Origin of the sequence: Georgenia thermotolerans (assembly GCF_009193185.1) — a bacterium.
GTDB classification, from domain to species: Bacteria; Actinomycetota; Actinomycetes; order Actinomycetales; family Actinomycetaceae; genus Georgenia; species Georgenia thermotolerans.
Genome location: NZ_VUKF01000018.1, coordinates 76,694 through 89,101 on the forward strand (window position 1 = coordinate 76,694; position 12,408 = coordinate 89,101).

The 12,408-nt window shown below is 71.9% G+C and carries 4 protein-coding genes; 1 reads left to right on the plus strand and 3 read right to left on the minus strand.

Annotated elements, in window-relative coordinates; genetic code table 11:
• The first annotated feature begins 22 nt into the window (after positions 1-22).
• Positions 23-1,438, plus strand: a complete 1,416-nt coding sequence (locus GD970_RS10350) for a polysaccharide biosynthesis tyrosine autokinase (RefSeq protein ID WP_152202806.1) — start codon at positions 23-25, stop codon at positions 1,436-1,438.
• Here GD970_RS10350 and GD970_RS10355 read toward each other — a convergent pair.
• The 3 genes from GD970_RS10355 to GD970_RS10365 all read right to left on the minus strand — a co-directional run.
• Positions 1,385-2,509 carry a glycosyltransferase gene (locus tag GD970_RS10355; protein ID WP_152202807.1) on the minus strand — a complete coding sequence of 375 codons (1,125 nt, stop codon included), beginning with the start codon at positions 2,507-2,509 and terminating at the stop codon, positions 1,385-1,387. The genes GD970_RS10350 and GD970_RS10355 overlap by 54 nt on opposite strands.
• The gene (locus tag GD970_RS10360) at positions 2,510-3,286 is read right to left on the minus strand and encodes a sugar transferase (protein WP_152202808.1); all 777 of its coding nucleotides are present in this window, start codon (positions 3,284-3,286) and stop codon (positions 2,510-2,512) included.
• 92 nt (positions 3,287-3,378) lie between these two features.
• Positions 3,379-12,408, minus strand: a 9,030-nt coding sequence (locus GD970_RS10365; RefSeq protein ID WP_152202809.1) for a malectin domain-containing carbohydrate-binding protein, incomplete at its 5' end; no start/stop codon positions are given.

The window sequence follows — 12,408 nt, forward strand, 5'->3', positions numbered from 1 at the left end:
CGACGACGGGCAGGGAGCCTGGATGGATCTGAGCGAGTACGCCGCGCTGCTGCGCAAGCGGTGGCGCAGCATGCTGGCCATCCTGGCGGCGACCCTGCTCGCGGCAGTTCTCGCGACCGTCCTGCTCACGCCCCGGTACAGCGCATCGACCCTGATGTTCTTCGCCGTGCCGGGCGGCGAGTCGGTCGCCGAGCTGGCGCAGGGATCGGCCTTCACCGAGCAGCAGATGGGCTCGTTCGTGCAGGCGGCCCGGTCGGCGCTCGTGCTGGACCGTGTCGCCGGCGATCTTGGGCTGCCGATGGAGGGCCGCGACCTCGCCCGCTCCATCGACGTCCGCCCCGTGGAGAAGACGACCGTCCTCGAGATCCGCGCCGCCGATCCTGACCCCCACCGCGCCACGGACATCGCCAACGCCGTCGCCGCGGAGCTCGCCACGGCCACGGCGGAGCTGACGCCGGCGCGCGCGGACGGCACGCAGTCCGTCGTGGCGACGGTCCTGACCCCCGCCTACGTGCCCGCCTCGCCGTCGTCCCCCAACCTGCTCGTCAACCTCACCCTCGGCGCGGTGCTGGGCCTCCTCCTGGCGCTGGCCTTCGCCGTCGTCCGGCAGGTCGCGGACACGAAGGTGCGCGACCAGCGGGACCTCGCGTCCGTCACGGACAGCACCGCGGTGATCGGCACCGTGCCGTTGGAGCCCGGTGGCGACCGGCGCCCCGTCTTCATGCGGGAGCATCGCTCGGGCCGGCGTGCGGAGGCGATCCGCCGGTTGCGGGTCAACCTCAGGTTCGTCCACCGCGGTGGCGAGCCGAGGACCATCGTCCTCACGTCTTCGGTGCCCGGTGAGGGGAAGACCACGACGGCGATCAACCTCGCCCTGTCCTTCGCCGATGCCGGCTCTCGGGTGATCCTCGTCGACGCCGACCTGCGACGGCCCTGTGTGGCGGAGTACCTGGGTCTGGAGGGCGCGGTCGGGCTGACCACGGCCCTCATCGGCGCCGCCGAGATCTCCGACGTCGTGCAGCCCTGGCAGGGGTCCTCGCTGGACGTGCTGCCCTCGGGCGAGATCCCGCCGAACCCGAGCGAGCTGCTGGGGTCGGTGGAGATGTCGATGCTGCTGGCCGGTCTGGCGGAGACCTACGACGTCGTGGTGCTTGACAGCCCGCCACTGCTCGCCGTGGCCGACGCGACCCTGTTGAGCAGGCTCACCAGCGGCACCGTGTTGCTCGCCGGCGCCGACCGGGTACACAAGGCGCAGGTGCGCCAGGCGCTCGAGAGCCTGGCGATGGTCGACGCGCGGGTCCTGGGCGTCGTGCTCAACAAGGTGTCTCGGCGGCGCGACGAGGGGTACTACGGCTACCCGCCGAGCAGCCCGGCATCGGGCCGCTCAGGGGTGCGGCAGGGCCGGCACCCGGTCGACTCCGCGACCCGCGGCCGCTAGGACGGCGCCGAGCAGGTCGGCGTAGGCGGGCCGGTAGGCGGTGAGGTCGTACGCCATGGCCCTGCGCAGCATGAGACCCGGGTCCGGCGGCTCCCTCAGGAGCAGGTCCAGCCCCTTCGCCCATTGGGCGGCGCCGGCGCCCGCGGGGAGAACCGTCCCGGCGCCGCCTCCCAGCAGCTCGCGGCTGCCCCGGTTGGACCGTGCGAGGACAGGTGTCCCCGTGGCCAGCGCCTCGATGATGACCCGGGGCACCCCCTCGCGCCGGCTGGGCGCGAGCAGGGCGCCGGCGCCGGCCATCCAGGCGCGCATCCCGTCGGTGCGGTCGATGAGGACGAGCCACGGACGGGCGCGGGCGAGCTCCTCCAGAGGCCCGCGCAGCGGCCCCTCCCCGATCACCACCAGGCGAAGACCGGGATGGCCGGCACGGCACCGCTCCACGGCCTCCACAGCCAGCAGCGGGTCCTTGTTGGCGTTGAGATCGCCGCAGAAGAGCACGTACGGCACTCCGGCTTGCGATGGCGAAGGGGCCTCGTGGAAGTGGCGGACGTCGACCCCGGCCCCCGGGAGGCTCCAGACGACCGCCGGCCGCCGGCGCGCCGGGAGTGCGGTGAGCCAGGCGTGGTCCTCCCGGCTGACCGTCGCCACGGCAAGGGCTCGGGCGGCGAGGGTGCGCTCCACCGTGCGGTAGAGGGCGGACGTGAGGCGCCGCTCCCCGGCCTGGAAGTGGAACCCGTGGGCGACGTACAGGGTGCGGCGGCGCAGGCGCTCGGGTGCCACCAGCCGCCACAGGGCCGCCACGATGGGCGTCTGGACCTGGACGAGGTCCCAGTCCTCGACGTCGGCGAGCCGGCGGAGGGCCCGGCTCAGCTGCCCGAGCGCGGAGGGGCTGAGCGAGCGCTCCGCCGGCAGCGGGATGAAGGTGCCCAGGTGGGCGAGCCGCTCGCTCCATGGGTCCCGCGCGGCGGCGAAGGTCAGCCGGAGGCCCTGCTCGCGAGCGATCTCCCACGACGCCGGGCTCTGCAGGACGAGGCTGCGGGAGACGGTGGAGATGACCAGCATGTGAGTACCCATCTAGCGTCCCTTCATTCCCAGGACGACCCCGACGGTGCGGAGGAGCACCTGCAGGTCGAACCCGTGCCCGGCGTGGCAGATGTAGTAAAGGTCGTACTCGAGTTTCATCCGGGTCTCGGCGACGGTGCCGGTGTACCGGTGGCACACCTGGGCCCAGCCCGTCAGCCCCGGCTTCACGAGGAGGCGCAGCCCGTACCCGGGGTGCGCCCGCTCAAGCATCGGCGCGAACTCGGGGCGCTCGGGCCGGGGGCCGACGAGGGTCATGTCCCCGCGGAGGATGTTCCACAGCTGGGGCAGCTCGTCGAGCCGGGCGCGGCGGAGGAACCGGCCCACCCTGGTGACGCGGCCGTCGTCGGCCTGGGCCCACACCGGTCCTCCGTGCCGCTCGGCGTCCGGGCGCATGGACCGGAACTTGTAGATGACGAAGGGCCGGCCGTGCCGTCCCATGCGGACCTGGCGGTAGAGCACCGGGCCCGGCGAGTCGAGCACGATGCAGCAGGCGATCACCGGGAGCAACGGCAGGACGATCAGTGCCAGCAGCGCCGAGCCGATGACGTCGACCACACGCTTTCCCACCACATAGGCCCGCGAGGTCCGCCCGGCGTGGGCTTGCACCGCCGCTCGGGTCGCCGCGGTGACAGGGAAGCGTCGCCCGTGCGCCCAGGAGGGGGCAGGAAGGTCGCTCGCCGGCGCCGATGGGGCCGCCGGGCGGGCGGGAACCCGGTCGGCGGTGATCAGGATGGTCAGCGTGGGGTCGGCGAGCTCGTCGACGGCCATGGTGCTCCTCCGGAGGGACACGAAAGCGACGCCTGGGAAGGGGGACGGGCGTGCCCGGCCCGGCCGCCTGGCGGCCGGGCCGGGGCGACGCGCTAGCCGGCGGGGATGACCTCGATCGCGCTGATCTTCGGCTGGTCCACGGAGGCGGTGAAGTCCAGGTCGAGGTTGCCGTCGGTGACGGTGATCGGGACGTCGCGGACGTAGGCGGTCATCGGGGGAACCACGGCGTTGAGGTCCAAGTTCTGGACTTCGACGCCGCCGCCCTCGAGGTTGACGCTGAACACCCGTTTGCCCGTCCCGCCGGCGCCGCCGCCGGTGGCGCCGTGGTAGATCTCGGCGAAGTGCAGGCGGACGACGTAGCTGCCGCCGGCGACGGGGATGTCGTAGCCGAAGGACCCGAGGCTCGACGTCGCGCTGCGCTCCGAGAGGTAGAGCGCGTCGTCCTGGGTTCCGGCGATCGCCGCGACACCGGGGTTCGTGTACGACTTTCCGCCGCTGAAGTAGGTGTCCGCCTGCCACTGGACTCCGCCCGAGGTGGTGACGGCCGCGCCGCCGGCGTTGATCCGGACCGGCGCCTCGTCCACCTCGGGAAGGGCCACCTCCACCGGGGTGGCGGTGGCGGACACGGTCCCGGAGTAGTCCACCGCGAGCACCCGGTAGAAGCCGGTGCTGGCCGCGGGCACCTTGGTGTCGGTGAAGGTGGTGCCGCTCACCGGCGTCCCGCCCGTCAGCCGGGTCCAGGGACCGCCGGCCGACAGGGCCCGCTCGACGTGGTAGCCGGCCACGTCGGTCTCGGTGCTCGCCGACCACGTCAGCACGACGTCGTCGTCGACCACCTCGGCCGCGAGGCCGCCGGGGGCGAGCGGGGCCGTCTGGTCGTGCGGCGTGACCGGGAGGACGTTGGTCACCAGGTAGACGTTGTCCTGGAAGTCGCAGTTCGTGGCGCCGATGCCGCACTGGTTCGGCGAGGAGATGTAGTCGTGCCCGACGATCCACGCCCCGGCGACCGGCTTGCCGTCACGGCCGATCACCGGCCAGGTCTTGACGGCCATGTAGTTGGCGTTGTTGGTCGACTGCCCGGACACCACGATGCCGAAGGTGCCGGTGGGGTTCGCCGTCAGCTGGGTGGGCCCGCTCAGGGCGTTGTTGAGCGGTAGGATCGACTGGCCGTAGGCCGCGTTGTGCGTGGCCGTCGTGCCGCTGATGTTCACCGTCTCCGTCTGCCCGCAGCAGCCGTGGAAGGCGGCGATCTGGCGCACCGTGACCGGCTTGGCGGCGTCGGCGCGCTTCCACTGCAGGGACCGCACCTCGTCCCCGTTGAGCGGGGAGGTCCGCATCTCGTCGCCGTTGCGCAGGGTGCCGATGTCCGTCGTCCAGCCGAACAGCGCCGCGACCTGGTTGAGCGAGATCTCGTTGCCGCCCTCGGGCTGGGTCATGTAGGCGCCGCGGACCTGGATCGTCGTCACCGGGGACGCGGGGTCGCTGGAAGTGAGTGCCACCTGCGCCTGGCGGATGCCCTTGCCGCCGGAGCTGGCGACGAACTTGATGGTCACCGGCGCCGACTCGCCGGGCGCGAGGGTGAAGGGGGCCTGCTGCGCCTGGAGGGTGAAGTCGTTCGCCGCGGGGCCGGTCAGGGCCACGTCGGCGACCCGCAGGTCCTTGGTGCCGGTGTTGGTCACGGTCACCGTGCCGGTGTCGATGACCTTGTGGGCGCCGACCCCGCTGTTGATGCGGTGCAGCGTCACCCAGTCGTCCGCCATGCCGGGGATGGGCGCGCCGCCCTGGCGGGTGACCAGCTCGTTCCGCAGCGCGAGCGTCCCGCCGACGTCGAGGACCTCCAGGCTCACCTCGCGCACGGTGGTGCGCCCGGCGCTGTCGGTCGCGGTGACCTCGAGGACGTAGCTGCCGGTGGCGCTGAGCGCGATGGGGCCGGTGTACGCCGTCGCCGCGCCACCGTTGACGCGGTAGGTGAGGGTGTCGATCGTCGCGGAGCCCGCCGCCGTGGCCGCGAGGGTGACCTGGGCCGGTCCGCCGGTGTAGGTCTGCCCGACCGTGGTGCCGTTGACGCTGACGGTCACCGTGGGCTCGAGCAGGGCCTGCCCGGTGACGCGGACCCAGTTGACCTTGGTGTTCGTGCCGGTGTTGCTCAGCGAGAGCCGGCCGTCGCTGACCTGCACCTGTGCCGTGCCGGTCTTGAAGGGGTCGGTGCCGGTCGGCTCGAAGGCGCTGACGAGCGCCACGCCCTCGGCGGCCACGCCGTGCACGGAGTCGACGTAGCCGGCGTCGCCGACGGAGACCTCCACCGTGTACGTGCCGTTGGCCAGGGCGTATTCCCAGACGCCGTTGGTGTAGGTGGGCTGCGTGGCGTTGTCGAGGAACGCGAAGGACTTCAGCAGGTTGTCCGCGGGGTAGGCGATCCCCGCGGTGGGCGTCGCCCGGTAGCGGGTGGCCGCGGTGCGGTCGGCGGGCTGGCCGGTGTCCGCGTCCACCCAGCCGTAGCCGCGGGCGGCAGTGAAGGCCTGCCCGGTCTCGGTGGTCCACCCGGTCGTCGTCGGCGCGGTGGCGGGGGCGAAGGCCACCTGGACCTGCTGGCCCGCCGGCGGCTCCTCGGGCTCCTCCAGGCCCTGGCCGGTGATGGTGATCCAGTTGATCTTGGTGTTCCTCCCGGCGTTCGTCACGGTCAGCCGGCCGTCCGTGACCTCGACGTCGGCCTTGCCGGTGGTGAACGGCTGGGTCCCGGTGGGCGCGAAGGTGGACACCAGCTCGGTGCCCTCCACCGCCACGCCGTGCTCGGAGTCGAGGAACCCGGCGTCGCCGACGGAGAGCTCCACCGTGTAGGTGCCGTCCTTCACCTCGTACTCCCAGGTGCCGTTCGTGTAGGACGGCTGCGACGCGTTGTCGAGGAACGCGAAGGACTTGAGCAGGTCGTCGCTGGGGTAGCTGATCCCCGCCGTCGGCGTGCTGCGGTACCGGGTGGCGATGGTGCGGTCCACCGGCTGCCCCGTGTCGGCGTTGACCCAGCCGTACCCGCGCGCCGAGGTGAAGGCGAGGCCGATCTCCTTGGCCCATCCCTCCGGGGTGGGCGCGGCGGACGGCCCGAAGGCCACCTTCACCTGCTGCACCGGCGGTGGGGGCTCCTCGAGCCCGGCGCCCGTGATGGCCACCCAGTTGATCTTGGTGTTCGTGCCGCTGGCGGCCAGGGTCAGCTTCCCGTCGGTGACCTCCACCGAGCGCACGCCCGTCTGGAACGGGGTGGTGCCCGTGGGGACGAAGTTGGCGACGACCGGCTGTCCCTCGGCGCTGACGCCATGGGTGGAGTCGAGGAAGCCGGCGTCACCGACCGAGACGGCGACCTTGTAGGTGCCGTTGGGCACCGCGTACTCCCAGGTCCCGTTGGTCAAGGTGGTGACCGCGGAGTTCTGCATGATGGAGAACGTCTGCAGGAGCGGGTCGCTGGGGAAGGTGATGCCGGCCGTCGGCCCGGTCCGGTAGCGGGTCGCCCCGCTGCGGTCCACCGGCTGGCCCGTGGCGACGTCGAGCCAGCCGAAACCGCGGGCGTCGTCGTAGGGCTGGCCGGTGTCGGCGGTCCAGCCGTCCGGCGTCGGGGCGGTGGCGGTCTGGAAGTTGACCTTGACCTGGGCGCCGTCCGTCGGGTCGTCCCCGTCGACGTCGACCGGGACGATGTCGATGTAGTTGATCTTCGTGTTCGTGCCGCCCTCGGCGTCCACCGTGACGGCGCCGTCCTCGACGACGACCCGCGCGGTGGCGGTGAGGTGACGGGTGCTGGACCCGTTGGCGCCGACGGGGGTGAACGGTGCGATGACCTGGTCCCCCTCGACGTTGAGGGCATGGTGCTCGGGGTCGGAGTTGCTCTGGGAGTCGCCCGCGGCGACGGTCACGTCGTAGGTGCCGTTGGGGACCGCGATCTCCCAGTACGCGTACGCCGAGACCCCGTTGAACGTGTTGCCGTTCTTGGTGATGTCGGCCGACTGCATGTGCATGAGGGTGTCCAGCCGCTGGTCCGGCTGGGAGGTGTTGCGGTCGCGGCCGTTGCCCGGGCCGCTGGTTCCTCCGACCGAGAGGTCGATGGGGTTGTCGTTGGCCTCGTTCTTCCACCCGTAGCTCAGGCCGGTGCCCTGGTCGGTCCGGGTCCGGGCCCCGAAGGGCTGGCCGAAGTCGCGCAGGTAGCCGGTGGGCAGGGCGGCGGCCTCGTTGGAGAAGTTGACGCGGATAGCGTCGGTGACCGGCTCCCCGCCGCCCTGGGAGGCGGGGCGGACCCCGGTGACGAGGAAGACGTAGTCCTGGTAGTCGCCGTTGCTCGCGTCCTCGAAGGCGACGACGTAGCTGTTGCGCAGCGGCGCACCGGTGCGGTCCTTGGCCGGGTAGATCCGGGCGCGGTGGGCGTCGGAGGCCGGGGTGTTGAGCCGGTCCTCGGTGTAGCCGATGCGGGCGAAGGTGTTGGAGAAGTAGAAGAACCCGAACTCGGCGGCGCCGGGGTCGAAGCTCGTCGTTCCGCCCGCGCTGATCGGGGGCAGCAGCGACTGGTAGCCGCTGATGTCGATCTGGCCGATGGTGTGCCGGTCGGCCTGGGCGCCGTCGCCGGTGTACCAGCCGAAGGGCAGGTTCTCTCGGGGGGCGTACTGGGCGAGCGGTGTCATCGTGACGTTGCCGCTGCCCGCCTTGACGAAGAGCGGCTCGAGGACCTCGTCGCCGCGGGCCGTGGGCGTCATCCCGCCCGCCAGGGTGGTCCACCCGACGTTGACGGCGTAGCCGAGCGTGCCGAGCACGTCTTGCAGCGGGGGCTCGTTGCCGCCCTCGATACCGTTCATGGTCAGCCCGTACAGGCCCACCCGGACCACCCGGTCCCCGCCGGCGAGCTCGAGCACCGCCGCGCGCTGACCGACGGTGCTGCCGGGGGCGAACCGCACCTGCAGCGTCGTGCTCGCACCGGGTGCGAGCTGGACACCGTTGCCGCCGGCCACGGTGAACTCGCCGGCGTTGGCGCCGCTCACGGTGGCGGCCAGGGTGATGGCGTTCGGGCTGGCGTTGGTGACCGTGATCGTCTTCGGGCCCGAGGTCGTGCTCTTGACGGCGGAGAAGACCAGCTCGCGCTGCGAGGTCTCCAGGGCGGGAGCGCGCTGGTCCTCGGGCACCCGCAGCAGGAAGAGCTTCTGGTCGCTGCCGCCCCGGTTGTACTGGTTGACGTAGAGGTTGCCGGTTCGCGGGTCCTCGACGACCTCGAGCGGGTCGTTGAAGCCGTCGACGCCGGTCATCGTCGAGTTCGGGACGCCGGTGAGGCCCACGGAGCTCTGCGAGCCGAGGATCTCGCCGCTGACGGTGTCGGGCTGGAGGAAGAGAAGGTCGTTGTTGTTCGAGAACCGGGTGACGAGGAGCCGGCCCTTGAGCTGGCCGCCGAAGGTCTCGCTCTGGTACTCGAGGGCCCCGTTGGGCGACTTGTTGAACTCCAGGTCGTAGGCGATGCCCCGGTAGTTCGGGTCCGCCTTCACGCCCGACGGGTACTTCGTGCCGCCCTGTCCGGCCGCCACGGGCGGGTTGGCGGGGTCGTTGCCCTCGTGCAGGACCCACTCGCACCGCTCGGGGTTGGGGTGCCCGTAGAAGCCGTGCTCCTCGACCATGTAGAGGTGGTCGCGCTGGGTGGGGTGGTTCGCGATCGGGGGCACGGTGCCGCCGGTGTACGGCTTGCCGTCGATGCGGCGGTTGAGGCAGGCGTTGGTGTAGTCCTTGCCGTTGACCGTCGAGTAGCCGGGGATCCCTGCGGCGGCCGTGCGGGTGAAGGTGCCGTCGGCGTTTGCCGTCACACCGGGGCTGTTCGCCCCGCCGGCCGTGCCGTTGGTCGGCACGTAGAGCCTGCCGTTGGAGTGCCAGACCAGGTCGTAGGCGTTGCGGATGCCCGTGGCGTAGATCTGCAGCGGGGCGCCCGCGGCGAACGGGTCGTAGGTGCCGCCGTCGGCGGTCTTGACGTTGATCGAGGCGCCGCCGGAGATCGCCGCCTGAACCTGCGGGTGGTCCTGGTCGAACACCAGGGTGGCCGCGGTGAGCAGCTTCTCCCCGCGCTGGCCCCACGAGTTGTCCAGGTCGCCCGCCGCCTGGTTCGAGCCCTGGAGGAAGTACAGCCGCCCGTCGGGCCCGTAGGCGATGGAGTTGGTCAGGTGGTCGCTCAGCGAGCGGGGCAGCCCCTCGAAGACCTTGCGCTCGGTGCCCAGGTTGGCCCCAGTGAGCAGGCTGATGCCGCTGATCCACTCCTGGGTCTCACCGCCGATGTTGGCGCTGGTGCTGGTGACCCACAGCCGCAGGTCGTCCGCCGTCGCGTCACGGTCGAAGACGAGGCCGATCATCGCCCGGCCCTGGTAACCCAGGTTCTCGATGTTGCTCAGGGTGCCGTCGTCGGCCACGGTCATGCGGTACAGCCCCTGGCCGATGGTGGTGCCGTAGAGCTTGCCGTCCGGCCCGAAGGCGAAAGACGCCCAGAACTTGTTCGCGCCGACCGGCTGCTCCACCTTCTCGAACTTGATGCCGGTCAGCGGGGTGAACTCGTCGCCGCCGATGACGTCTCCGGCGCCCGTCGTGAACACCGAGCTGAAGGGGACGAACGCGGCCCCGAAGTTGTCCTTCACCTTGTCGGTCACGACGAACCGGTAGGTGGTGTTGGCCTTGAGCGGGGCGTCCGGCGAGAGCGAGATGACGTCGTTGCCGCCGGAGGTGCCGACGGTGACGGGCACCTCGGCGCCGCCGGGGAGCTCGTAGAGGTGGACGTTGCCCTGCAGCGTGGTCGGGTCCACGCCCACGCCGGCGTAGGGGATGCGGATGGTGGAGGACACACCGGCGGTCACGCCGTGGCCGACCTCGCGGTTGGCGGGCAGCACGGTGTCGACGTGCGGCGCCATCGCCACGCCGCTGACCTCGAGGTACCCGAGCTTGGTGTTCTTGCCGCCGACCGGGTTGATGGTCAGCCGGCCGTCCCACACGCCGACCGTGACCGTGGCCACGTGGTACTCGTTCTGGGCACTGCCCTGGAAGGCCTCGATCCCGACCGCGGCCTCGACGTTGACGACGTGCTGGGAGTCATAGCCGTTGGTGCCACCCCCCTCGTCGCCGACAGCGACCGTGACCTCGTAGAGGCCGTCGGGCACCGCGAGCTCCCACGTGCCCTCGGTGTCGACGCCGTTGGTGCCCACGACGTCGCCGTACTGCATGTGGATGATGGAGTCGAGGCGCGGGTCGATGCCCGGGCGCTCGCGCACCCGGCCGTTGCCGACCAGGGAGACGGGGTTGCCGTCCTCGGTGGTCCACCCGTAGGTCAGGCCGGTGCCCTGGTGGGCGCCGGTGCGCGGCCCGAACGCCTGGCCGTAGTCGAGCAGGTATCCGTCGACGGGGACGGCCGCCGCCGTGGCGAAGTCGATCTTGACGTCGAGGTCGTTGGGCACCCGCGGCACCGCGTGCGCCTCGGTGGAGGGCACGGACTCGTTGCCGGCCCCGTCGACGGCACGGATCACGTAGAAGTACGTGGTGCCGTTGGTGACGGTCGTGTCGCGGTAGGCGAGCCCGGCGACCAGCGCCTCTCCGGAGATGAGCTGTCCCGTCGTGGCGACGTTCGGCTCCAGCGAGCGGTAGACGCGGTAGCCCACAACATCGGTCGAGGTGCTCGCGGGCCAGGTGAGGTCGACGACGCCGTCGCCGCCCTCGGCTGTCAGCTCCTCGGGAGCCTCCGGTGCCTCGTCGTCGGGCCCGGCCGTGAGGAGGCCGATCGCCTCGTCGGACGGGGCCGACTCGTTGCCGGAGGCGTCGACCGCGGTGACGACGTAGTAGTACGTCACGCCGACCTCGGCGGTCGAGTCCGTGAAGGAGGTGCCGGAGACCGCGGTGGTGCCGGAGAGCGGGGTGCCCTCAGCGACCGTGCCCGGCACGGTGCCGCGGTAGACGCGGTAGCCCACGACGTCGGTGGTGCTGGCGGTCCAGCTCAGGTCGATGCCGTCGGCCCCGGCCGCCGCCACCAGTGCCGTGGGAGCGGCGACGGCGGCGACGGTGATGCTGGCCTCCTCGGACGCGAGGGACTCATTGCCCGCGGCGTCGATAGCGGTGACGACGTAGTAGTAGGTATGCCCGGGCTCGACGTCGGTGTCGGTGAACGTCCTGCCCGCCAGCGCGGTGGCGCCGGAGTACGGCTGGCCCTCGGTGCCGACGCCCGGCGTCGTCCCGCGGTAGACGTGGTAGCCGACGGTGTCGGTGGAGATGCTGGCGTTCCAGGAGAGCCGGACGTCGGGTCCGGCGGGCTGGGCCACGACCGCGGTGGGCGCCGCCGGCGCCTGGGTGTCCGGACTGCCGTCGACTCGCTCGTACTTCACGTGGGCCTCGGCGGCCCACCGGTTCTCGAAGTACTCCACGACGACCTCGTGCGGGCCCTCGGTCAGCTCGACCTCGACGGTGTGGGTCTCCCACCCGTTCTGCGGGGCCCACTTGTCGATCACGGCCTCGCCGTCGACCAGCACCCGGATGCCGTCATCGGCCCGGGCCTGGAAGGCGTAGGTCCCCGCCCCCTCGTTCACCGTGGTGGTCCAGCGCACCGAGAAGAAGTCCGACCCGACACCCGCCGGGCCCTCGCTCCCCCAGTCCACGTCGATCGCGTCCACGCACTCCCGACCCGCCGGCGCACCCGCCAGCTCGGTGCCCTCGAAGTACGCCGCCGACCACTGCCCCGGCGCACACTCCGCCGGCTCGCCCGGCCCGGCGAGCTTGAAGTAGTCCACGTGGGCCTCGGCGGCCCACCGGTTCTCGAAGTACTCCACGACGACCTCGTGCGGGCCCTCGGTCAGCTCGACCTCGACGGTGTGGGTCTCCCACCCGTTCTGCGGGGCCCACTTGTCGATCACGGCCTCGCCGTCGACCAGCACCCGGATGCCGTCATCGGCCCGGGCCTGGAAGGCGTAGGTCCCCGCCCCCTCGTTCACCGTGGTGGTCCAGCGCACCGAGAAGAAGTCCGACCCGACACCCGCCGGGCCCTCGCTCCCCCAGTCCACGTCGATCGCGTCCACGCACTCCCGACCCGCCGGCGCACCCGCCAGCTCGGTGCCCTCGAAGTACGCCGCCGACCACTGCCCCGGCGC

Coding starts and splice junctions, on each gene's coding strand:
- GD970_RS10350 (WP_152202806.1), top strand. CDS start 23: ATGGATCTGAGCGAGTACGCCGCGCTGCTGCGCAAGCGGTGGCGCAGC.
- GD970_RS10355 (WP_152202807.1), bottom strand. CDS start 2,509: ATGGGTACTCACATGCTGGTCATCTCCACCGTCTCCCGCAGCCTCGTC.
- GD970_RS10360 (WP_152202808.1), bottom strand. CDS start 3,286: ATGGCCGTCGACGAGCTCGCCGACCCCACGCTGACCATCCTGATCACC.